The 21,288-nt window shown below is 64.9% G+C and carries 19 protein-coding genes, 1 other RNA gene and 1 pseudogene; 9 read left to right on the top strand and 12 right to left on the bottom strand.

All coding sequences use genetic code 11. The features are described 5' to 3' along the window. Positions 1–344: pseudogene (locus RA210_RS21040) on the bottom strand (alkyl hydroperoxide reductase subunit F); the annotation flags it as partial. 122 nt (positions 345–466) lie between these two features. After that, positions 467–1,030, bottom strand: coding sequence for an alkyl hydroperoxide reductase subunit C (gene ahpC / locus RA210_RS21045; RefSeq protein ID WP_092432055.1), 564 nt, complete (start codon positions 1,028–1,030; stop codon positions 467–469). A gap of 228 nt (positions 1,031–1,258) precedes the next feature. Between ahpC and ssrA the strand changes: the two genes are divergently transcribed. Further along, positions 1,259–1,616: a transfer-messenger RNA gene (gene ssrA, locus RA210_RS21050) on the top strand. 220 nt (positions 1,617–1,836) lie between these two features. Here the strand turns inward: ssrA and RA210_RS21055 are convergent. Beyond that, a complete protein-coding gene (locus RA210_RS21055) occupies positions 1,837–2,841 on the bottom strand; it encodes an ArsJ-associated glyceraldehyde-3-phosphate dehydrogenase (RefSeq protein ID WP_136489126.1) in 1,005 nt (334 codons plus the stop codon). Between the two features lie 315 nt (positions 2,842–3,156). After that, positions 3,157–3,606 carry a bacteriohemerythrin gene (locus RA210_RS21060; RefSeq protein WP_136489127.1) on the bottom strand — a complete coding sequence of 150 codons (450 nt, stop codon included), beginning with the start codon at positions 3,604–3,606 and terminating at the stop codon, positions 3,157–3,159. Positions 3,607–3,894: 288 nt separating this feature from the next. Here RA210_RS21060 and RA210_RS21065 point away from each other — a divergent pair, with 288 nt between their 5' ends. Continuing rightward, on the top strand, positions 3,895–4,374 hold the full coding sequence (locus tag RA210_RS21065; protein WP_178084048.1) for an LEA type 2 family protein: 480 nt from the start codon (positions 3,895–3,897) through the stop codon (positions 4,372–4,374). Between the two features lie 4 nt (positions 4,375–4,378). On the opposite strand, the gene RA210_RS21070 is transcribed toward RA210_RS21065, so the two are convergent. Beyond that, positions 4,379–4,570 carry a hypothetical protein gene (locus RA210_RS21070; protein WP_136489129.1) on the bottom strand — a complete coding sequence of 64 codons (192 nt, stop codon included), beginning with the start codon at positions 4,568–4,570 and terminating at the stop codon, positions 4,379–4,381. Between the two features lie 176 nt (positions 4,571–4,746). On the opposite strand from RA210_RS21070, the gene RA210_RS21075 reads away from it, so the two are divergent. Beyond that, positions 4,747–5,949: a multidrug effflux MFS transporter gene (locus RA210_RS21075; protein WP_136489130.1), complete on the top strand. Its 1,203-nt coding sequence runs from the start codon at positions 4,747–4,749 to the stop codon at positions 5,947–5,949. 91 nt (positions 5,950–6,040) lie between these two features. Here RA210_RS21075 and rpsT read toward each other — a convergent pair whose 3' ends face one another. Beyond that, the gene (gene rpsT, locus RA210_RS21080) at positions 6,041–6,310 is read right to left on the bottom strand and encodes a 30S ribosomal protein S20 (RefSeq protein WP_090211787.1); all 270 of its coding nucleotides are present in this window, start codon (positions 6,308–6,310) and stop codon (positions 6,041–6,043) included. A 161-nt stretch (positions 6,311–6,471) separates the two neighbouring features. Here rpsT and murJ point away from each other — a divergent pair, with 161 nt between their 5' ends. The 6 genes from murJ to ispH all read left to right on the top strand — a co-directional run bounded on the left by murJ (position 6,472) and on the right by ispH (position 13,901). Then, positions 6,472–8,019: a murein biosynthesis integral membrane protein MurJ gene (murJ, locus tag RA210_RS21085; protein ID WP_201487910.1), complete on the top strand. Its 1,548-nt coding sequence runs from the start codon at positions 6,472–6,474 to the stop codon at positions 8,017–8,019. Positions 8,020–8,094: 75 nt separating this feature from the next. Continuing rightward, the gene (ribF, locus tag RA210_RS21090) at positions 8,095–9,042 is read left to right on the top strand and encodes a bifunctional riboflavin kinase/FAD synthetase (protein WP_136489132.1); all 948 of its coding nucleotides are present in this window, start codon (positions 8,095–8,097) and stop codon (positions 9,040–9,042) included. Next, entirely contained in the window at positions 9,039–11,870 is a 2,832-nt protein-coding gene (gene ileS, locus RA210_RS21095) for an isoleucine--tRNA ligase (RefSeq protein WP_201487911.1), read from the top strand. The genes ribF and ileS overlap by 4 nt, the downstream gene beginning before the upstream one ends. Further along, positions 11,863–12,375, top strand: coding sequence for a signal peptidase II (gene lspA, locus RA210_RS21100; protein WP_136489134.1), 513 nt, complete (start codon positions 11,863–11,865; stop codon positions 12,373–12,375). The genes ileS and lspA overlap by 8 nt, the downstream gene beginning before the upstream one ends. Next, positions 12,368–12,805 (top strand): FKBP-type peptidyl-prolyl cis-trans isomerase, encoded by a 438-nt coding sequence (gene fkpB / locus RA210_RS21105; protein ID WP_136489135.1) that lies wholly within the window; start codon positions 12,368–12,370, stop codon positions 12,803–12,805. Before lspA ends, fkpB begins: the two co-directional genes overlap by 8 nt. Before the next feature lie 151 nt (positions 12,806–12,956). Beyond that, entirely contained in the window at positions 12,957–13,901 is a 945-nt protein-coding gene (gene ispH / locus RA210_RS21110; RefSeq protein ID WP_201487912.1) for a 4-hydroxy-3-methylbut-2-enyl diphosphate reductase, read from the top strand. A 47-nt stretch (positions 13,902–13,948) separates the two neighbouring features. Here ispH and RA210_RS21115 read toward each other — a convergent pair whose 3' ends face one another. From RA210_RS21115 to RA210_RS21140, 6 genes are read right to left on the bottom strand one after another with little or no spacing between them, the layout of a single operon-like run. Beyond that, entirely contained in the window at positions 13,949–14,371 is a 423-nt protein-coding gene (locus RA210_RS21115; RefSeq protein ID WP_136489137.1) for a type IV pilin protein, read from the bottom strand. Between the two features lie 50 nt (positions 14,372–14,421). Beyond that, the gene (locus RA210_RS21120; RefSeq protein ID WP_201487913.1) at positions 14,422–19,110 is read right to left on the bottom strand and encodes a PilC/PilY family type IV pilus protein; all 4,689 of its coding nucleotides are present in this window, start codon (positions 19,108–19,110) and stop codon (positions 14,422–14,424) included. 20 nt (positions 19,111–19,130) lie between these two features. Beyond that, entirely contained in the window at positions 19,131–19,610 is a 480-nt protein-coding gene (locus RA210_RS21125) for a pilus assembly PilX family protein (RefSeq protein ID WP_136489139.1), read from the bottom strand. Then, positions 19,610–20,263 (bottom strand): PilW family protein, encoded by a 654-nt coding sequence (locus RA210_RS21130; protein ID WP_136489140.1) that lies wholly within the window; start codon positions 20,261–20,263, stop codon positions 19,610–19,612. The genes RA210_RS21125 and RA210_RS21130 overlap by 1 nt, the downstream gene beginning before the upstream one ends. Then, on the bottom strand, positions 20,260–20,751 hold the full coding sequence (gene pilV / locus RA210_RS21135) for a type IV pilus modification protein PilV (protein ID WP_136489141.1): 492 nt from the start codon (positions 20,749–20,751) through the stop codon (positions 20,260–20,262). The genes RA210_RS21130 and pilV overlap by 4 nt, the downstream gene beginning before the upstream one ends. Further along, a complete protein-coding gene (locus tag RA210_RS21140; RefSeq protein ID WP_136489142.1) occupies positions 20,748–21,224 on the bottom strand; it encodes a GspH/FimT family pseudopilin in 477 nt (158 codons plus the stop codon). Before RA210_RS21140 ends, pilV begins: the two co-directional genes overlap by 4 nt. Between the last annotated feature and the right edge of the window lie 64 nt (positions 21,225–21,288).

Here is a 21,288-nt window from a genome sequence, read left to right on the forward strand (position 1 = left end):
TCGATGCCCTTGATCTGCGCGATCACCTCGTCGGAGACCTTCGGCGGGTAGCCGCCCACCTGCAGCAGGGCCAGCACCAGCGAGGTGAACTCGTGGCCCATGGGCAGGCCGGCGAAGCGCGGGCCGATCTCCACGCCGTCGCGGCGGAAGCCGAACGAGGGCTTGCGGGCGTCCTGGCCTGCGGTATCCAGGGTGATCTTGTCGCTAAGGGCGTCGATGTCCTCGAGCAGGGCGAGCATTTCCCGGGATTTTTCGCCGTCGTCCAGGGACGCGACTATCTCGTACGGTTCGGTGACCCTCTCGAGGTAGGCCTGCAACTGGGTTTTCAGATTGGCATCCAACATGGCGACGGTATCCCTTTTGCGAAATTCGGATATGAAAATGCCCGGGCGGAACCCACCCGGGCATTCGGGCGTCGCGGGAGCCGGGTGACAGCTCCCGCGAGGCGACAACCTGGAAGGGCTGCTTAGATCTTGCCGACCAGGTCCAGCGACGGGGTCAGGGTCTCGGCGCCTTCCTTCCACTTGGCCGGGCAGACCTGGCCCGGGTGGGCGGCGGTGTACTGGGCGGCCTTCAGCTTGCGCAGGGTCTCGCTGACGTCACGGGCGATCTCGTTGGAGTGGATCTCCAGGGTCTTGATCACGCCTTCCGGGTTGATGATGAAGGTGCCACGCAGGGCCAGGCCTTCTTCCGGAATGTGCACGCCGAAGGCGTTGGTCAGCACGTGGGTCGGGTCGCCGATCAGCGGGAACTTGGCCTTGCCGACGGCCGGGGAAGTTTCGTGCCAGACCTTGTGGGAGAAGTGGGTGTCGGTGGTGACGATGTACACCTCGGCGCCGGCCTTCTGGAATTCGGCGTAGTTTTCGGCGGCGTCTTCGATCTCGGTCGGGCAGTTGAAGGTGAAGGCTGCCGGCATGAAGATCAGCACCGACCACTTGCCTTTCAGGTCGGCTTCGGTGACCTCGATGAACTTGCCGTTGTGGAAAGCGTTGACCTTGAACGGCTGGACCTGGGTGTTGATGAGGGACATTCGCTGAACTCCTTCAGGGTTGAAAACTGGTTGACGGGGAGCATCCTACCCCGGGCGGGGGCTTAGGCGTAATTGATTGAGGGAATCGCCCCAATCGCTTCGCTCTATGGCTCCCCGGGGCCGTCCGTCCGGCTGGCCGGACGCTGGCCAGCGGCTACTCTACATCAGACTTGGCCGCAGGGAAGCTTTGCCGTACACTTCATCCGACCTTGCAAGCAGAAGTACCCAGGGGCCGATCAGGATTCGACGCCGGTAACAAAACTTGAGGGGCATGCCGAGCTGGTAACAGAACTCGTAAATTCGCTGTTACAAACTCATAGTTGCCAACGACGACAACTACGCTCTAGCCGCCTAAGGGCCGCTAGCTGACCCTAGGGGATGCCTGTAAACCCGAAGATTTGGTCAGTCATATAGAACAGGATCGCCGCCAAGTTCGCTGCAGGCGTAACGGCTAAAACTCATGCAGCTCGCTCCAAGCACCCTGCCACTCGGGTCGCGAGGAGTTAACTCAGTAGAGATGGCTAAGCATGTAGAACCAATAGCGGAGAGCTGGCGGACGGGGGTTCAAATCCCCCCGGCTCCACCAACACAAGCGCAGAGCCCCGGATTCCGGGGCTTTGTGCTTTCTGGGCCTGCCGTTTCCAAGGCGGGCTAAGGGGCGCGCCGCGGTTCGTGGCCATGGGGTGCCGTTGATGCGCGCTTCAGGCGGATCGCCCGGCCGCCGCCCTCGGGCTGCCGCTATCCAGCGGAGCCATCGGCCCGCTTGGGCAAGCCTGTCTCCGGGACCAAGCCAGGCCATGCCGGGTCTAGCGGGCCTCGCCCACCAGCCGCGCCAGCTCCACGGTGCGGTTGGCATAGCCCCACTCGTTGTCGTACCAGGCGTACAGCTTCACCTGGGTGCCGTTGACCACCAGGGTCGACAGCGCATCGACGATCGACGAGCGCGGGTCGCTGCGGTAGTCGATGGACACCAGCGGGCGCTCCTCGTAGCCGAGGATGCCCCTGAGCTCGCCTTCGGCGGCAGCCTTGAGCAACTGGTTCACTTCCTCTGCCGTGGTGGCGCGCTCGACCTCGAACACGCAGTCGGTCAGCGAGGCGTTGGCCAGCGGCACGCGCACCGCGTGGCCGTTCAGCTTGCCGCGCAGTTCGGGGAAGATCTCGGCGATGGCGGTGGCCGAGCCGGTGGTGGTCGGGATCATGCTCATGCCGCAGGCGCGGGCGCGGCGCAGGTCCTTGTGCGGCTGGTCGATGACGACCTGATCGTTGGTCAGCGCATGGATGGTGGTGATCGAGCCGTGGCGGATGCCGAGCGCCTCGTGGATCACCTTGACCAGCGGCGCCAGGCAGTTGGTGGTGCAGGAGGCGGCGGTGACGATGCGATGCCGCTGCGGGTCGAAGCGCTGGTGGTTGACCCCCAGCACCACGTTGAGCACCTCCGGCTCCTTGACCGGCGCACTGACCACCACGCGCCTGACGCCCTGGTCGAGGTAGGCCTGCAGCAGGGCCGCCCTGGTCATCTTGCCGCTGGCCTCGATCACCAGGTCGCAGCCCGACCAGTCGGTATCGGCGATGGTCTTGTTGTGGGTGACCCGGATGCGCCAGTCTCCGATGACGAGGCTGTCGCCGTCGCTGCCTGCGTCGAACCGCCAGCGGCCGTGCACCGAGTCGAAGTTGAGCAGATGGGCGTGGGTGGCCGCGTCGGCGGCCGGGTCGTTGATCTGCACGAATTCCAGCTCTGGCCAGCCCCAGGCGGCGCGCAGGGCCAGACGTCCGATACGGCCGAAGCCGTTGATGCCTACCTTGATGGTCATGGTCTTGTTCTCTTTATTATTGTCGTGGTGGGCGTTCGGCGGCGAGCGGCGAACGTGCCTGACGCCCGCCCAGCGCCGCCGGGCACGGGTGACCTGACCCGGCCGGAGGCATTGGCGTCGCGCCTCATCTTGAGCATATCGCGCGCCGGCGCGGATGGGAGCAGGAGGCGGGCATATTCGCGGCCCTCGGTGCTGGGGCCGGGGCGGTGCCGGAAGGGCGCTCGGAGCCTGCGCGGCGAGCGGTCGGTGCGGCTCCGGGGAATGGTCGGCAGTCGTGGGGCGGGCGGCGCGCAGTGGCCGCCCGGCAGGCGGGGCTCAGCCGAAGATCTTGTTGAGCATGCGGCCGACGAAGCTGCCCTCGAGATCACGCTTGACGTAGTTGACGTAGTGCTTGTCGTCGCGCTTGATGTGGTTGGTCAGCCACAGGCCGATGTCGCTGCGCACCTCGCGGGCCAGGCGGATCGGGTCCTCGCCGTTGCCGAAGCGGTCGCGGTAGGAGTGGGCGCGCTCCTTGAACCGCTCGTGCACCTCATGGTGGGCCTCGAGCATCGGATAGCCGGCCTTCTCCATCAGGGTTTCCTCGAAGGTGTTGTGCGAGATCGCGTAGTCGATCAGCGACTTGATGACGTGCTCGATCTGCTCGACGGACTTGCTGGAGATGGCCTCGTCGATTTCCTTCAGGTATTCGAAGATGCGCTTGTGCTGCTCGTCGATGATGTCGATGCCGGTTTCGAACTCGGCAGTCCAGTTGATCGCAATGGCCATGGCTCTTCCTCGTTGAGTGCTTGCTGGGGCTTGGGGAGGGTCCCGTCTTCCACGTAGCAAGTCTAATGCCACACTGTTTCCGTGGTTTTACCGCGCCGTGACGGCCGTGATCGTGTTGAGGGCGGCTTGCTGGTGTGCGCGGGCCGGTGCGTGAATGCGCACTGTTGGTGCGCTGTTGGTGCGCGCGCGGTAGGGCAGGATCGGCCGGCTGGGTGAATACTTGCCTTGCCGGCTTCCTTCTCGCCCTCTCCTTTCCGGAGGCATGCCATGTCCGCTCCCGCCTTTCCGCTGTTCGCCCGCGCGGTGCGCCTGCTGCTGGTGCTGCTGTTGATGCCGGGGCTGCTGTCCTGCGCCACGTTCGGCGGTCGCGACCCGCTGAGCTTCCAGGTGGTCGGCATCGAGCCGCTGCGCGGGGAGGGGCTGGAGGTGCGCCTGGCGGTGAAGCTGCGGGTGCAGAACCCGAATGCCGGGGGGATCGACTACAGCGGTGTTGCTCTGGAGCTGAAGGTCAACGGCAGGCTGCTGGCGCGCGGGGTGAGCGCTCAGCACGGCCGCTTGCCGGGGTTCGGCGAGAGCGTGATCGAGGTGCCGGTGAGTATCTCGGCCTTTGCTGCCCTGCGTCAGGCGCTGGGGATGGTCGACAGTGCCCGGCTGGACAATGTGCCCTATGTGCTGCGTGGCAAGCTCGGCGGCGGCTGGTTCGGCAGCCGGCGCTTCAGCGATGCGGGAGTGGTCGACCTGTCCAGGCTGGCCTCCGGGCGTGAGTGAGAGGTCAGCCGGCCAGGTCCCACAGCTTGTCGTCCTGCAGGACGCGGGTCGGCACGTAGCGCGGCCGGCCGCCGACCTCCTCCAGCTCGGTGAGGCCGGCCAGCTGGTTGACGATGCGATAGCGCTTGCCGGCGGTCTTGTCCCGGAGTGGATACAGCTCGGCAATCTGTTTGGCCAGTTCGGTGAGGGTGGACATAGCTCTGCTCCGTGAATCCATGGCAGCTATTTACCGGGTGCGGGTTACAGTTGTGCGAAGGCGGGAGCAAGAAGCATGCCGCGCCCCGACGGTTTGCAAACATTCTTGAACGTATGTAAAACGGACGGTCTTGCAGCTGCCCTCCGCCGGCACGCCGCGTCCTGTCCGGAGTTCCGATGTCCCTGCGTATCCTGCTGATTCTCGGCGCGCTGACGGCCTTCGCGCCGCTGGCGATCGACTTCTACCTGCCCGCTTTCCCGGCCCTGGCCGACAGCTTCGCCACCGACGTCGAGCACGTGCAGTACAGCCTGGCGGCGTATTTCGTCGGCCTGGCCATCGGCCAGCTGCTCTACGGGCCGCTGGCCGACCGCTTCGGGCGCCGCGTGCCGCTGCTGTTCGGCGTCGCGCTGTTCGGCGTGGCGACCTTTGCCTGCATGCTGGCGCCGAGCCTCGAGTGGCTGGTCGCCGCGCGCTTCATCCAGGCGTTGGGCGGCTGCGCCGGGATGGTGGTGTCGCGTGCGGTGGTGCGCGACCTGTGCGATCCGGTCGCCTCGGCGCGGGTGTTCTCGCGGCTGATGCTGGTGATGGGGCTGGCGCCGATCCTCGCGCCGGCCGCCGGCGGGCTGCTGCTGGAGCTGGCCGGCTGGCGGGCGATCTTCGCCGCCCTTGGCCTGTTCGCCGCGCTGTGCCTGCTGCTGGTGCTGCGCTGGCTGCCGGAGACGCGCTCGCCGGAGCTGCCGCCGGCGCCGCTGGGCGGGGCGCTGCGCCAGTACCGGCTGCTGCTGGCCGATCGGGCCTTCCTGGGGCATGCGCTGACCGGCGGTCTGGCCATCGCGGCGATGTTCGCCTATATCGCCGGCTCGCCCTTCGTGTTCATCGAGCTCTATCAGGTGCCGACCCAGCAGTACGGCTGGCTGTTCGGCAGCAACGCCGCCGGCTTCATCCTGCTCGCCCAGTTCAACACGCGGCTGCTGGCCCGGCGCGGTCCGGCGTTCTGGGTGCCGCGCGGGGTGGCCTTCTATCTGGGCTGTGCGTTGGCGCTGCTGGGCGTGGCCTGGCTGCAGCCGGCCACCCTGTGGCCGCTGCTGGTGCCGCTGTTCGGTTGCATCGCGACCCTGGGGGTGGTGATGCCCAATACTTCGGCCTGCGCCATGGCCGGGCAGGGCGCCCATGCCGGCAGCGCCTCGGCGCTGCTCGGCAGCCTGCAGTTCTCCATCGCCGCGCTGGCGGCCTCGCTGGTCGGCGTGCTGCACGACGGCACGGCGCGGCCGATGGCGCTGGTGATGCTGTGCTGTGCCGGCGGGGCCATGCTGGTGGCCTGGCGCACCGCGCAGCACCGGCCGGATCGGTGCGCGGCTATCGCGGCGGAGAAGCTGTAGCGGGCCGGGCGTTCGCCTCGCGCGAGCGCCCGTCACCTTTCTGCGGGCAACAAAAAACCGGCCGAAGCCGGTTTCTTGTCGGAACAGAAGCTTACGCCTGGGCGAGGGCCTTGATATGGCCGTTCAGGCGGCTCTTGTGACGAGCAGCTTTGTTCTTGTGGATGATGCCCTTGTCGGCCATACGGTCGATCACCGGCACAGCCAGGGTGTAGGCGGTCTGAGCCTTGGCCAGGTCTTTGGCGTCGATAGCCTTGACTACGTTCTTGATGTAGGTACGCACCATCGAGCGCAGGCTGGCGTTGTGGCTGCGGCGCTTCTCAGCCTGTTTGGCACGTTTTTTGGCGGAGGGGGAGTTGGCCACCGTCGAGCTCCTCGAAAACTGGGGATACCAAGTAAATAAGGCCGCGAATCATGCCGGCGCCGAAAGGCGTTGTCAAGGGGCAATGGCGGCTGTCGGGTGCTGGTCGGGCGGGCGGGCGCTGGCTTACACTCGCCGACCTTTGCAGGGGCGGGGATTAAAGCATGTCCGGCGAGTCGGCCAAAAGCAGTTTGTTGCGATCCAGTGCGGTGGTCAGCGTGATGACCCTGCTGTCGAGGGTGCTGGGCATGGTGCGCGACATGGTGGTGGCGGCCTACTTCGGTTCCAGTCCGGCGGCGGATGCCTTCTTCATCGCCTTCAAGATTCCCAACTTCATGCGCCGGCTGTTCGCCGAGGGCGCCTTCGCCCAGGCCTTCGTCCCGGTGCTCTCCGAGTACCGCGCGCAGCGCAGCCTGGCCGAGGTCAAGCAACTGGTCGACCGGGTCGCCGGCACCCTCGGTCTGACGCTCACCGCGCTCACCGCCCTCGGCGTGGTCGCCTCGCCCTACCTGATCATGCTGTTCGCCCCGGGCTTTCGCGGCGAGCCGGAAAAGCTGGCGCTGGCCGGCGACCTGCTGCGCATCACCTTTCCCTACCTGCTGCTGATCTCGCTGACCGCCTTCTGCGGCGGCATCCTCAACAGCTACGGGCGTTTCGCCGTGCCGGCCTTCACCCCCGTGCTGCTCAACATCTGCATGATCGGCGCGACCCTGTTCTTCACTCCCTACTTCGACCAGCCGGTGATGGCGCTGGCCTGGGGCGTGTTCGTCGCGGGCCTGGCCCAGCTGCTGTTCCAGCTGCCGTTCCTCGCGCGCATCCGGCTGCTGCCGATCCCGCGGCCCGATCGCAAGGACGAGGGCGTCAAGCGGATCATGACGCTGATGGTGCCGGCGCTGTTCGGCGTGTCGGTCAGCCAGATCAACCTGCTGCTGGACACCGTGCTGGCGTCCTTCCTGCAGACCGGCAGCGTGTCCTGGCTGTACTACGCCGACCGCCTGTCGGAGCTGCCGCTGGGCGCCTTCGGCATCGCCATCGGCACGGTGATCCTGCCCAGCCTGTCGCGCCAGCATGCCGGCGGCGACCCCAAGGCCTTCTCGGCGACCATCGACTGGGCGCTGCGCATGGTGCTGCTGGTCGGCGTGCCGGCGGCGCTGGCCCTGGCGATCCTCTCCGAACCGCTGATCGCCAGCCTGTTCCACTACGGCAAGATGACCGAGCGCGACGTGGTGCAGGCGGCCAACGCCCTGGAGGCCTATTCGCTGGGCGTGCTCACCTTCATGCTGATCAAGGTGCTGGCGCCGGGCTTCTTCGCCCGCCAGGACCTGAGGACCCCGGTGCGCATCGCCGTGCAGTGCATGGTGGCGAACATGGCGTTCAACCTGGTGCTGATCTGGCCGCTGCAGCACGTCGGCCTGGCGCTGTCCACCTCGCTGTCGTCGATGCTCAATACCGGCCTGCTGCTCTGGGGGCTGCGCAAGGCCGGCGTCTACCAGCCGGCGCCGGGCTGGGGGCTGTTCGCCCTGCGCCTGCTGGCCGGCTGCGCCGCCATGGTGGCGCTGGTCTGGTGGCTGAACGCGCCCTCCGCGGCATGGTTCGCCTGGGGCTGGCAGCGCCGAGCGCTGGAGCTGAGCCTGCTGGTCGGCGGCGGCATCGCCGTCTACGTTGCCGCGATGGTCCTGCTCGGCCTGCGCCTGCGCCATCTGCGCCATTGAGCAGGTGGTCACGGGGCCTACGCCTGATGCCCGATGCATGGGTATAATCGGCCAATTTGCACACAAGACGCGTCTATGCAACTGGTCCGAGGTCTCCATAATCTGCGCTCCTGCCAGCGGGGCTGCGTTGCCACCATCGGCAACTTCGACGGCGTGCATCGCGGCCACCAGGGCGTGCTGGCGCGTCTGCGCGAGCGCGCGGCGCAGGCCGGCCTGCCCAGCTGCGTGGTGATCTTCGAGCCGCAGCCGCGCGAATTCTTCGCTCCGGACAAGGCCCCGCCGCGCATCAGCAGCCTGCGCGAGAAACTCGAGCTGCTGCGCGCCTGCGGGGTCGACCGGGTGCTGTGCCTGACCTTCAACCGCCGCCTGCGCGAGTTGTCCGCCAACGCCTTCGTCCACCAGATCCTGGTCGAGGGCCTGGGGGTCAGGCACCTCGAGGTCGGCGACGACTTCCGCTTCGGCTGCGACCGCGCCGGCGACTTCGCCCTGTTGCAGGAGGCCGGGGCGCGCGAGGGCTTCACCGTCGAGTCGGCGGACACCATCGAGCTGGACGGCGAGCGCATCAGCAGCACGCGGGTGCGCGAGGAACTGGCCGCCGGCGACTTCGCCGAGGTCGAACGCCTGCTCGGTCGTCCCTACGCCATCAGCGGCCGGGTGCTGCACGGCCAGAAGCTCGGCCGCCAGCTGGGCACGCCGACCGCCAACCTGCAGCTCAATCGGCTGCGCCCGGCGCTGAGCGGCGTCTATCTGGTGAGCGTCGCGCTGGACGGCCGGCGCTGGCCGGGAGTGGCCAACATCGGTACCCGGCCCAGCGTCGCCGGCGACGGCCGTGCCCATCTGGAAGTTCATCTGCTGGATTTCAGCGGCGATCTCTATGGCCGCCGCCTGGTGGTGCAGTTCCACCGCAAGCTGCGCGACGAACAGCGTTTCGCCTCCCTGGAGGCACTGAAGTCGGCGATCGACGCGGACATCGCCGCCGCCCGTGCCCACTGGCAGGGTCAACCGTTAGAGAACCTGAAATGACCGACTACAAAGCGACCCTGAACCTGCCGGAAACGGCATTCCCGATGAAGGCCGGGCTGCCGCAGCGCGAGCCGGAAACCCTCAAGTACTGGGACGAGATCGACCTGTACGGCAAGCTGCGCGCGCTCGGCGCCAGCCGACCGAAGTTCGTCCTGCACGACGGCCCGCCCTACGCCAACGGCAACATCCACATCGGCCACGCGGTCAACAAGGTTCTCAAGGACATCATCGTCCGCTCCAAGACCCTCGCCGGCTTCGACGCCCCCTACGTGCCGGGCTGGGACTGCCACGGCCTGCCGATCGAGCACAAGGTCGAGGTGACCCACGGCAAGAACCTGCCGGCGGACAAGACCCGCGAACTGTGCCGCAGCTACGCCAGCGAGCAGATCGACGGCCAGAAGGCCGACTTCGTCCGCCTCGGCGTACTCGGCGACTTCGCCAACCCGTACAAGACCATGAACTTCGCCAACGAGGCCGGCGAGATCCGCGCCCTGGCCGAGATGGTCAAGGGCGGCTTCGTGTTCAAGGGCCTCAAGCCGGTCAACTGGTGCTTCGACTGCGGCTCGGCGCTGGCCGAGGCCGAGGTCGAGTACCAGGACAAGAAGTCCGACGCCATCGACGTGGCCTTCGCCGTCGAGGACGCCGCCCAGCTGGCCGCGGCCTTCGGTCTGCCCGCCCTGGAGAAGACCGCCTGCGCGGTGATCTGGACCACCACGCCGTGGACCATCCCGGCCAACCAGGCGCTCAACCTGCACCCCGAGTTCGAGTATGCGCTGGTCGACGTCGGCGACCGGCTGCTGCTGCTGGCCGCCGAACTGGTCGAGTCCTGCCTCAAGCGCTACGGCCTGGAGGGCGAGGCGATCGCCAGCGCCCCGGGCGCGGCGCTGGAGAACATCCGCTTCCGCCATCCGTTCTACGAGCGCTTCTCGCCGGTGTATCTCGCCGAGTACGTCGAGCTGGGCGCCGGTACCGGCATCGTCCACTCGGCGCCGGCCTACGGCGAGGACGACTTCCGCACCTGCAAGCACTACGGGATGAGCAACGACGACATCCTCAACCCGGTGCAGAGCAACGGCGTGTATGTCGCCGACCTGCCGTTCTTCGGCGGCCAGTTCATCTGGAAGGCCAACCCGCAGATCGTCGCCAAGCTCGAGGAAGTCGGCGCGCTGCTCAAGCACGAGAGCATCAGCCACAGCTACATGCACTGCTGGCGCCACAAGACCCCGCTGATCTACCGCGCCACCGCGCAGTGGTTCGTCGGCATGGATCGCGAGCCGGCGCAGGGCGCCACCCTGCGCGAGCGCGCGCTCAACGCCATCGAGCAGACCGAGTTCTACCCGGGCTGGGGCAAGCCGCGCCTGCACGCGATGATCGCCAACCGCCCCGACTGGTGCATCTCGCGCCAGCGCAACTGGGGCGTGCCGATCCCGTTCTTCCTGCACAAGGCGACCGGCGAGCTGCACCCGCGTACCGTCGAGCTGATGGAGCAGGTCGCCCTGCGCGTCGAGCAGGAAGGCATCGAGGCCTGGTTCAAGCTGGACGCCGCCGAGCTGCTCGGCAGCGAGGCCGCCGACTACGACAAGATCAGCGACACCCTCGACGTCTGGTTCGACTCCGGCACCACCCACTGGCACGTGATGCGCGGCTCGCACCCGATGGGCCACGACCAGGGCCCGCGCGCCGACCTCTACCTGGAAGGCTCCGACCAGCACCGCGGCTGGTTCCACAGCTCGCTGCTGACCGGCGCTGCCATCGACGGCCACGCGCCGTACCGCGGCCTGCTGACCCACGGCTTCGTGGTCGACGAGAACGGCCGCAAGATGTCCAAGTCGCTGGGCAACGTCATCGCCCCGCAGGAAGTCACCGACAGCATGGGCGCCGACATCCTGCGCCTGTGGGTTTCGGCCACCGACTACTCCGGCGAGATGGCGGTGTCCAAGCAGATCCTCCAGCGCAGCGCCGACGCCTACCGGCGGATCCGCAACACCATGCGCTTCCTGCTCTCCAACCTCAGCGGCTTCGATCCCAAGCGCGACCTGCTCGAGCCGTCGCAGATGCTGGCGCTGGACCGCTGGGCGGTGGACGCCGCCGCGCGCCTGCAGGCCGAGCTGACCGAGGCCTACGAGCAGTACCGTTTCTGGAACGTCTACTCGCGCGTGCACAACTTCTGCGTGCAGGAGCTGGGCGGCTTCTACCTGGACATCATCAAGGACCGCCAGTACACCACCGGCGCCGACAGCCAGGCGCGTCGCTCCTGCCAGACCGCGCTGTTCCACATCGCCGAGGCGCTGGTGCGCTGGATCGCGCCGATCCTCGCCTTCACCGCCGAGGAGATCTGGCAGTACCTGCCGGGCGAGCGCAATCAGTCGGTATTCCTCAATACCTGGTACGACGGCCTGTTCGAGCTGGACGCCGACGCCGCGCTGGGGCGCGAGTTCTGGACCGAGGTGATGGCGGTCAAGGCCGCGGTGAACAAGGAGCTGGAGAACCAGCGCAACGCCAAGACCATCGGCGGCAACCTGCAGGCCGAGGTCACCCTGTACGCCGAGGAGGCGCTGGCCGCCAAGCTGGCCAAGCTGGGCGACGAGCTGCGCTTCGTGCTGATCACCTCGTACGCCAGCCTGGCGCCGCTGGCCGAGGCTCCGGCCGAGGCGGTCGACAGCGAGGTCGCCGGTCTGAAGCTGCAGGTGCTCAAGTCGGGGCATGCCAAGTGCTCCCGCTGCTGGCACTTCCGCGCGGACGTCGGCCAGCATGCCGAGCATCCGGAGCTGTGCGGCCGCTGCGTGGACAACGTCAGCGGCAGCGGCGAGGTGCGCCTGCATGCCTGAGACCGCCGGGCGCTTCGGCGCCCTGCCGTGGCTGTGGCTGAGCGCGATCGTCTTCGTGCTCGACCAGGTCACCAAGCTGTACTTCGAGGGCAGCCTGCAGATGTACCAGCAGATCGTGGTCATTCCCGACTACTTCAGCTGGACCCTGGCCTACAACACCGGCGCCGCCTTCAGCTTCCTCGCCGACCACGGCGGCTGGCAGCGCTGGCTGTTCGCCGTCATCGCCATCGGCGTCAGCGCCGTGCTGGTGGTCTGGCTCAGGCGCCTGCCGCGCCGCGGCCAGGGCTGGCTGGCGCTGGGCCTGGCGCTGGTACTGGGCGGTGCGCTGGGCAACCTGTTCGATCGCGTGGCCTACGGCCACGTGATCGACTTCATCCTGGTCCACTGGCAGAACCGCTGGTATTTCCCGGCCTTCAACATCGCCGACTGCGCCATCAGCGTCGGCGCCGTGCTGCTGGCCCTGGACATGTTCAAATCCGAGAAAAGCGGAGACCGCAATGACTGAACAGCGCATCGGCCCCGAGCGCCAGGTAACCCTGCACTTCGCCATCAAGCTCGAGTCGGGCGACGTGGTCGACAGCACCTTCGACAAGAGCCCGGCCGTGTTCAAGGTCGGCGACGGTAACCTGCTGCCCGGCTTCGAGCAGGCCCTCTACGGCCTCAAGGCCGGCGACAAGCGCTCGATCGCCATCGAGCCGGAGCACGGCTTCGGTCAGCCCAACCCGCAGAACGTGCAGGTCATGCCGCGCGGCAACTTCGAGGGCATGGAGCTGTCCGAAGGGCTGCTGATCATCTTCAACGATGCCGCCAACGCCGAGCTGCCGGGCGTGGTCAGGCAGTTCGACGATGCCCAGGTGACCATCGACTTCAACCACCCGCTGGCCGGCAAGCGCCTGACCTTCGACGTGGAAATCGTCGACGTGCAGCCGCTCTGACTCCTGTAGGGGCGAATTCATTCGCCCAACCGAGCGCCGCAGGCCAAGTGTTTTGGCGATAGGCGGCCCGGCGTTCGCGATGGTGGGTTGTGCTGCTGCGCCGCCAGCCCACCCTGCGACTCCCCTGAATCCCCGCGTGCCGAGAACTGCCATGCAAATCACCCTCGCCAACCCCCGCGGCTTCTGCGCCGGTGTCGACCGCGCCATCGAGATCGTCAACCGCGCCCTCGACGTGTTCGGCCCGCCGATCTACGTGCGCCACGAAGTGGTGCACAACAAGTTCGTCGTCGAGGGCCTGCGCGCGCGCGGCGCCGTCTTCGTCGAGGAGCTCGACCAGGTGCCCGACGATGTCATCGTCATCTTCAGTGCCCACGGCGTCTCCCAGGCGGTGCGCGACGAGGCGGCCCGCCGCGGCCTGCGCGTGTTCGACGCCACCTGCCCGCTGGTCACCAAGGTGCACCTGGAAGTCGCCCGCTACAGCCGCGACGGCCAGGAGTGCATCCTCATCGGCCACGCCGGCCACCCCGAGGTAGAGGGCACCATGGGCCAGTACGACAACCGCAACGGCGGCGCCATCTACCTGGTCGAGGACGAGGACGACGTCGCCCGTCTCGAGGTGCGCAACCCCGCGGCGCTGGCCTACGTCACCCAGACCACCCTGTCGATGGACGACACCTCGAAGGTCATCGACGCCCTGCGCGAGCGCTTCCCGGCCATCCAGGGGCCGCGCAAGAGCGACATCTGCTACGCCACCCAAAACCGCCAGGATGCGGTCAAGCAGCTCGCCGAGGACTGCGACCTGCTGCTGGTGGTCGGCAGCCCCAACAGCTCCAACTCCAACCGCCTGCGCGAACTGGCCGAACGCATGGGCACCCCGGCCTACCTGATCGACGGCGCCGACGACCTCCGGCGCGACTGGTTCGACGGCAAACAGAAGATCGGCATCACCGCCGGCGCCTCGGCGCCGGAGGTGCTGGTCCAGGGCGTCATCGCCCGCCTGCGCGAATGGGGCGCTGACGAGGTGCTCGAGCTGGACGGGGAGCCGGAGAACGTGACCTTCGCCATGCCGAAGGAGTTGCGGGTGCACGAGCTGTAGGGGATCAGCTCAATGCAGAACGGGGCGCCATGCGCCCCGTTTTTCTTTCAGATGCCGTTGCAGCTCTTCCAGGAACCGTCGGCGTTGACCAGGTCTCCGGTACCGCCACGTAACCCTGTCGAGGCCAAGGTCAGTGTGCCTTTGCCTGCTAGGCGTCCACCGGCTATTGGAGTTGCGGTCAAGGTGAATGAGGTTGCGGTCGATGCGCTGATCGCAATGTTGGTTTGTTTGCTGCTTCCATCCACAGGGCTGGCGGAATAGACGCCCAGGACTGCACCGGTATAGCTGTTTTGTCTTGCACGGTGCTGCTCCATCACATTCGCTGCACCCACCAGGGTCGCCTTGGCATCCTCGCATGCTGTGCGCTGCAGATAGCTTTGATAGTTGGGAATGGCGATGGTGGCGAGAATGCCGAGAATGGCCACGACAATCATCAACTCGATCAGGGTAAAGCCTTGCTGTTTCTTCATATGGTGTCTCGATGGCGGTGCGGGCCACCGCAGGTGGCCCGGATCGATGATCAGTCGGTAGTCTCGTCTATCCAGTAGGTCTTGCCGAGTGGTGGCGTCCTTACCTGAGTCGGCGCGACGGAGGGGTCGGGAAGAACGTAGCAATCGTTACCCTGGCAGAACAACTGGGGATCGCTGGAAATACCGCCGCTGTTGCTCTCCTGGTAGCGATCCTCGTAGGTTCCTGCCGCATCCGTCGCTAACCTGGCCGGCGTGGCATTGAGTAGGCGTACCGCATAAGAGCGGTTCTGGCCGACCGAGGCACTGCAAGCGGCCTTGCTACTGCTGGGCTCGTAGGTGTTGAAGTAGATGGCGTCGCCGGCGGTCAGCGCGCGAGACAGTACCTTTTCGCCGGCGCCCTTGAGGGTGATATACCAGCCACCACGGCGTTTCCCGAAAGCCGTTTTGGCGGCAGTCTTATCAGCAGTGCTACCGCTCTGGATCAGGTTATTGGTCGCATCGTACATGTCGTCTTCGCCCAGCGTGCCTTCGTCGTCGCTCCTGAACAGGGTGTCGGTGCGGAAGGAGTAGAAGCGGTCTTCGATGGTCTTGTTGAGCGGATGGCCGCGGTAGCCGCTGCCGATATTGACTGTCAGGACCGGCTGATAGCCAACTTTCAGCAGCGACACGTCGGGCTCGTGGTAGAAGCGCCGCGCCGAGGCCGGGGTATTGCCCCCGACGCTGGCGAATATGCCATCGCCCTTGCTGCCTCCGGGAGTGACCAAGTCTTTGCCACTTTTGCCATGGTTGATGAAGAAGCGCCAGACCTGGCCGCCCATGTCGCCGACGAAAATCTGGTCGGCTGTCTTTTCCGTGTCGATAATCAGCGCGCCGCCGTCCTTGAGCTGGCCGGTACTTTTGTCCACCTGGACATCCGATTTGGCCTGGATGTCGATCACTCGCACCTTGCTGGGGATGCCGTACTTCATCTGGGGCAGCGTCAGGTCGTGCGTGTCGTCATTGCCAGCAGACCAGATCTTTGCTCCGGTCTTGGCGTCGACGATGTAGAGGGCATTGCCCACTCCGTCCGCGCTGCGGATGCTGTCCGCCTGGTTGAGGGTGTCCTGCTTGGTGTCATAGCCACCGCCGAAGATCAGCACATCCTTGATTTCGCTGCCCACCTTGATCCGGGTCTTGACCGGTGCGGACCAAGTCTGGCCCAGTTTCTCGAAGCCCGTGCTGCCGCCGAGGATTTGCCACAGCATCTTGGGGGTCTTGGGATCGCTGATGTCGAGGGCATAGATATTTCGTCCGCCGCGGCCCATGGTGGCGTAGGCGTAGACGAATTCGCCGCTGTTCTTGCCTGTAATCGGCTTGCCGTCCGGGGCCTTGCCGCCATAGATCACTCCATTGTTGTTGGCATCGTTGACCCAGAGCGTGACCGTGTTGTCCATCCCGTACAGGCGCGGTTTCTGCGAGGTGGACTTGGCGTTCGCCTGCAGTTGCTTGATGTTCGGCAGCAGCGCTTCGGGCATGAAGGCGGACTGCTCTACCCCGGTAGCGGCGTCGAACAGATGGAGGAAGCCCTCGTTGCTGCCGATGATGGCGCTCATGTCGGCTTTTGCGCAGGTACCGTCAGTGTTGTAGTCCTTGCAGGCATAGGTGATCAGGCGCGGAGAGGAATGGATGGGGTCGCCCAGCGCCTGTCGAGCCACGGTGTTGCCATCCTCGTCGATATCCAGTCCGCGGATGTAGTTGAGCAGGTTGGTTCGCTCGGTGCTCGACATACTGCTGTTGCCAAGCTTTGTGGCGGTGATGTTGGTATTGGTGGTGAGCAGCTTTTCAAGGTCGGTAGCTTTGCCGGCCGGCGAAGCGCCGAGGTAGGTGAACAGCTGGCGCGACGCTGGCGCAGGCAGCATGCTTGCCGCGCCGCCTCGGGCTATGTCGTCGCCATCCTGGGTGGCGCTCCAGAAACTGCGGGCACTGGTTTTGAAGAAGCCGCTGTTCAGGTCGATGGCTGGGGCATCATCGGCGTCGACGATAGTGGCTACGCCGTTGTCGATCTTCATGCGATAGCGCTTGAGGTTGCCGAGCCAGCGGTCGCTTTCCGAGGGACGGAACAGGGCAAAGTACAGTTCGTCCAGGTTGTCGGCACGGTTGAAGCTGCTCACCGGGGCGCTGGCGTTCACATAGGTGGTGTTGGTGGCCAGGGCTGCCTGGACAATTTCGTTGAAGGCATTGGCAAGTTCGCCGGCATTTTCTGCTTGGTAGGCCTTGCCACCTCCCCGCTGGGCCAGATCGTTGAGGAACTTGGTGGCCGTCGCATCCGAGCTGGTATTGAAGCCGATGGTATGGGTGGTGACGGTGTTGAGTCCGTCGAAGGTGGCCTGGTCTTCTTGGGCAAGCCATTCCACGGCACTGCGTCCGCATTTTTCATCGCTATCGGTGGCGTCATCTGTACAGGTGGTCCCCGTCAGGCTTGCGATGCCGGTTCGTGATGCAGTCGTGTATCCGTTCGCGGCACCGTCGGTCAGCAGAACCAGATAGCTGGCCTGGCATGAGCTGGTTATCGGGCTGCGGTCGCTGCCGATATGTTTTCCTGGCTGCTGGGTCAGATAGCCCGCTGCTTCATAGAGTGTGGGGACGATGGGGGTCGATCCACTGGCATTGAGGCTTTGCACTATGCCATTGGTATATTCGCGAATGGTATAGCTGCTTTCGCCTAGTCCACCGGAAGCGATCTTGATGCGCAGCTTTATGGCGCTTTCGAAGCTGCTTTCATAGGTCCTCAGTTCGAGATCGCTGGAACTGGGCTTCAGCATCAGGGTGAGCGAGTTGCCGTCGCTCCAGTCGCTGCGGGAAAAGATGCTCTGCAGTTCGTTCTTGATGCCGTTTTCCGGGCAGTTGAGTTTGACCGGCTCGCCGGCGGCGACCGGGGTAATGGTGCAGCTCGTACCGCTGGTGAGTGAGCGGTCGCTCAGGTTCTTGGCGTTTGTCGAAAGCTCGCTGGAGTTGCCGGTTTTTTCAAAGCTCAGGGTCGCCGTGCCGGTGTTGGTGTCGTCGGGGGTGACTATCACCTGGGCGTCAAGAACGGTGGCGCCCTGCTTGATGGGGAGCTTTCTGTACCGACTGGCAATGTGCGTGGCCGAGAGTGGGGCTGTGCTCGAGGTCAGATCGACCGGGTAGGTCGTTTTGCCTTTCTTGTCGGTGCCGGTTGTCTGGTACCCGTCGTCTTTCGAGGTGACCACGGAGATGTCCAGGACCGGATTGAGGCATCCGTCTTCTCCACCGGTGTAGGTGACGTTCAGCACCGGCTGCAGGTTCTTGGCAGCATCGAGGCTGAACGCCGTGCGGCTGCCGCTGCCCGAGGTGGGCGACAGGAAAAAGGCCATGGAGTTGTTGCCGCACCAGTCGCTGTTGTTGTCGATGACGCTTTGCACCAGGGAGGTAACCGTGGGGCCTTCCACGTAGACCTGTGGGCTTGCCGTGCGCCACTCTTCCGGGGTCCAGGTCACGCTGCTGGCGGTCTTGATCCGTCCGGTGAAGTTGCTGGCGTTGGCCGTGAAGGCCGGCGCATCGGCAATGTTCTGCGCCGTGACGTCAAAGGTCACCGGGCGATCATCGGAGGCAGCAGGGACGAAGTCGATTCGGGCGGAAGTGACCTTGGCGCCTTTGGGGATGGCGACGTTCTGGAAGCGCAGGCCGGTGGTGCGGGTGCGGTTTTCGCTCCCTGTCCAGGTGATCTCCAGGCGCGGGGAGTTCTCCGCCCCATCGCCCAGATACCAGGAATAGGAATTGTCAGTGGTACCCCGCAGGCGCAGGGCGACATCGGCAATCGGGTTGGTCGCCGGACTCAGATCTTGCAGCTTCGCGAACTTGGACGTGAGATCGAAGACGATTTCCTTGCTGTCCGCACTGCGCACGGGCGTGGCCGAGGTATTGAGATCGCTATTGCCGAAGCTGCGTCCGGCATCGATGGTGCTGTCGTTGTTGAAGGCCTCTGCGGTCTTGGTGTTCTCAATCTTGATGCTGAAGTTGCGCAGCGTGGCGGTGGTGCTGGTGGGGGTCAGTATCAGTTTGGCGCTCTGGATGCTCACGCCGGCGGGTATGTTGAGGTTGCGGAACAGGAGGATGCCGTCGTTGCCGCTGCTTCCCGAGCGGGCGTTGATCGAGAGTTTTACCCCCGCCGGGCACGCATATCCGGCATCGGCGATTTTTGCCGAGCAGGCATAGTCTTTGCTGTCTTTCCGAACCACATAATACGAGGCGTAGTCCGCCGAGTAGCTGGAGCTGCTGCCGAGCGAGCGGGTAACGCTGTTTGCGCTGTTTGCGGTATAGCCCATTACCAGCGTCGGATCGCTGATGTTGGTGGTTCCGTTGTCAATGTAGGTGGCGTCATCACCGCCTTCCATGATCGCCGGAGTGGCGAGCTTGGCGTTGACGGTTTCGTTGATGTTCTTGACTGGCGACAGCAGCCGGGATCCGCCATTTTTGGTGTTGAGCGCCATGATCCCGACATTGATATTGCCGGCATTGTTGATGATGGTGCTGAAGGCACTCTTGAGCTGCGTCATTCGAGTTCCGCTCATCGAGCCGGAGTCGTCGAGGATGAACAGCACGTTGGGGCGAATCCCTTGGTCGATGGTCGGGCCGCCGAAGAAGATTTCCGTGTCGTCGGCATGGCTGATGCCGGCCTGCAGGACCAGGCTGGAAAGCAGGGTGGAGGCCAGGAACGGTTTGAAGGTGTGGTGGGGTTTCATGACATTCATTCCTTGTCCTGTCAGTAGCGGACCAGATGGCCCTGCAGATGCAGGGCCTGTGCCGGGTGATCGTCGGTGCAGGCAGTCTTGCCATCGCCATCTGCGCAAGCTGGATCGGCAAAGGATTCGCCGGTGCTCTGGATGTTGAAACAGGCGTATTGGAAGCTGGTGTTGTCGTCGGAGGCATCCAGCGAGTAGGCGGGGATCACGTCCCAGCAGGGCCCCGGGGCCCCAGCCGTGGCGGTGTACTGCACGGTTTCGGAGAGTGTTCCCTCCGCTGTCATGGCCGCGATCCTGAACTCCTTCTCGAATTCATCCAGCCACTGGCGGATGCCACTTTCGGCAGCCTGGAAGGCTACATTCTGCTGCTGGCTGTTGGCGGCCATGCGCATTTGCAGGGAGGAGGTGCTGGCAGCGGTGATGGCGATGGTAGTGAGCACCAGCAGCAGTACCAGGCTGACCAGCAGGGCAATTCCGCCTTGTCGGTTCTTGGCTTTCATCAGATACGGTTCCTGAGTTCGTAGGTGCCGCTGAATGTGCGGGTCACGTCGCTGCGCGGATCACTGATGGTGAGCTGGATGCGCATGGCTAGGGCGCTGTCCCGCTCGCTCTCGCTGAGCGCCGCGCTTTCGACCCATCGGGTAGTGCCGCCGCCGGGAATGGCGAAGAAGATGCTGTCGATTACGGCGTTGTCGAGGATAGGGTCGGCACTGCCGCCGTTCAGGGTCATGCAGAGGGATGTGCCGTTGTTGCACTGTGCATAGGTGACGGTTCGCAGGTACAGCTCGGTGCCGTCGCAGGCCCTGCTGGCGCTGAACACGGGCTCGGGCGTGTTTCCAGTTTTTTCGGTGCTCGCATAACGGAAGGTCACGCTGTTGGCGGCTACAGCCAAAGCATCCTCGGGAAAGGTGTAGCTGCCCACCGTCGTTTCGTTGGCAATCGAACTGCATCCCTGGTAACCGGTACGACGAGCATCGGTCCCGATGATTTCCAAGGCTACCCTGCCGCCCTCTTGGACGCGTGCCAAGGCGTTTGCCGTGCGATCGGATTCGCTGGTGTTGTTGAACAACTGGAGGATGCCGAGCAATAGCAGTGAGCTGATCAGGAGGGCAACCATCAGCTCGACAAGCGAAAATCCGCGCTGCTGCTTCATAGATTCACCCTCAGTACGAAGGTAGACATGGCTGGGGAGTTGGGCGTTGCGGGGTCGTCGTCGCTGTCCTCGGTGGCGTTGCCTTCCCACGTGATGGTTATGGTGTATTGGTTCGGATCGTTGCGGGCGATGCTGGCGATGGCGCCGGGAATACCTGCTTCGAGGGCTGCGCGCCAGTCATGCAGGTCCAGCTGGGCCTGCTCGATGGGCGAGCAGCCAGCAGCGCTGCAGTTTGGTTTCGTGGTGGCGGGGGCGCTCGTCGTCAACTCGTAGTTGTCGCTGGTGATCGCTTGAGCGCGATTGGTGCGCATGCGTTCGACCAGATCCTGAGCCAGCACGCTGACCTGACTGCGCAGGTAGGCATTCTGACTCGACTGCAGGCTGGTCATCATCAGGGTCGCCATGCCCAGCAGGCCGATGGCTAACACGAGAAGGGCAACCAGTACTTCCACCAAGGTGAAGCCCTTGTGCGATGCGCGTACTCTCATGGGCAGGCACTCCCGCTGCAGGCTTGACCGATGGCGTTTACCCTTACCTGGTGGCTCTTGCTGCGCTCGGCCTCAGTCAGGGTCAGGGTTAGCGGGGTTGGTGTGATGGTGCCATTCGGGCGGAATAGCACGGAGCTCTGCGTGCTTTGAATGGTCAGTCCTGTCGCAGCGGGGATGACGCGTATGACCTCGCTGTCGCTTTCGCGCACCAGCAGGGTGCCGTTCGTCCAGTCGGTTTGGGTTGCGCAGGTTTTATTGTCTGCGTTGGCCGCGCAGACCCTGATGCTGGTGCGCTGGGTGATTGCCTCGCTGCGAGCAAGCAGCAATGCCCCCAGAAACTGGTTGGCGGTACTGTTCAGGCGGCTATCCAGAGTGATGCTGCGAAAGCTGGGAATGCCGATGCCGGCGATGATCGCGATGATGGCGATGACCACCATCAGTTCGATCAGAGAAAAGCCGTTGCGTGACTGCATGCTGTGCGCTCTCGTGTATTTCCTGAAAGTGGCTTTTGCAGTTGAAGCATCCTGATTGGGCTGG

It is taken from the genome of Pseudomonas sp. OF001 (genome assembly GCF_904426495.1).
Lineage (GTDB): Bacteria > Pseudomonadota > Gammaproteobacteria > Pseudomonadales > Pseudomonadaceae > Geopseudomonas.

Excerpts from the sequence above, each read along its gene's own strand:
- lspA (WP_136489134.1), top strand. The coding sequence starts at position 11,863 with ATGCCTGAGACCGCCGGGCGCTTCGGCGCCCTGCCGTGGCTGTGGCTG.
- ribF (WP_136489132.1), top strand. The coding sequence starts at position 8,095 with ATGCAACTGGTCCGAGGTCTCCATAATCTGCGCTCCTGCCAGCGGGGC.
- RA210_RS21055 (WP_136489126.1), bottom strand. The coding sequence starts at position 2,841 with ATGACCATCAAGGTAGGCATCAACGGCTTCGGCCGTATCGGACGTCTG.
- RA210_RS21120 (WP_201487913.1), bottom strand. The coding sequence starts at position 19,110 with ATGAAACCCCACCACACCTTCAAACCGTTCCTGGCCTCCACCCTGCTT.
- RA210_RS21075 (WP_136489130.1), top strand. The coding sequence starts at position 4,747 with ATGTCCCTGCGTATCCTGCTGATTCTCGGCGCGCTGACGGCCTTCGCG.
- murJ (WP_201487910.1), top strand. The coding sequence starts at position 6,472 with ATGTCCGGCGAGTCGGCCAAAAGCAGTTTGTTGCGATCCAGTGCGGTG.
- RA210_RS21125 (WP_136489139.1), bottom strand. The coding sequence starts at position 19,610 with ATGAAAGCCAAGAACCGACAAGGCGGAATTGCCCTGCTGGTCAGCCTG.
- RA210_RS21140 (WP_136489142.1), bottom strand. The coding sequence starts at position 21,224 with ATGCAGTCACGCAACGGCTTTTCTCTGATCGAACTGATGGTGGTCATC.
- fkpB (WP_136489135.1), top strand. The coding sequence starts at position 12,368 with ATGACTGAACAGCGCATCGGCCCCGAGCGCCAGGTAACCCTGCACTTC.
- pilV (WP_136489141.1), bottom strand. The coding sequence starts at position 20,751 with ATGAGAGTACGCGCATCGCACAAGGGCTTCACCTTGGTGGAAGTACTG.
- RA210_RS21115 (WP_136489137.1), bottom strand. The coding sequence starts at position 14,371 with ATGAAGAAACAGCAAGGCTTTACCCTGATCGAGTTGATGATTGTCGTG.
- RA210_RS21070 (WP_136489129.1), bottom strand. The coding sequence starts at position 4,570 with ATGTCCACCCTCACCGAACTGGCCAAACAGATTGCCGAGCTGTATCCA.
- ahpC (WP_092432055.1), bottom strand. The coding sequence starts at position 1,030 with ATGTCCCTCATCAACACCCAGGTCCAGCCGTTCAAGGTCAACGCTTTC.
- RA210_RS21130 (WP_136489140.1), bottom strand. The coding sequence starts at position 20,263 with ATGAAGCAGCAGCGCGGATTTTCGCTTGTCGAGCTGATGGTTGCCCTC.
- RA210_RS21060 (WP_136489127.1), bottom strand. The coding sequence starts at position 3,606 with ATGGCCATTGCGATCAACTGGACTGCCGAGTTCGAAACCGGCATCGAC.
- ispH (WP_201487912.1), top strand. The coding sequence starts at position 12,957 with ATGCAAATCACCCTCGCCAACCCCCGCGGCTTCTGCGCCGGTGTCGAC.
- ileS (WP_201487911.1), top strand. The coding sequence starts at position 9,039 with ATGACCGACTACAAAGCGACCCTGAACCTGCCGGAAACGGCATTCCCG.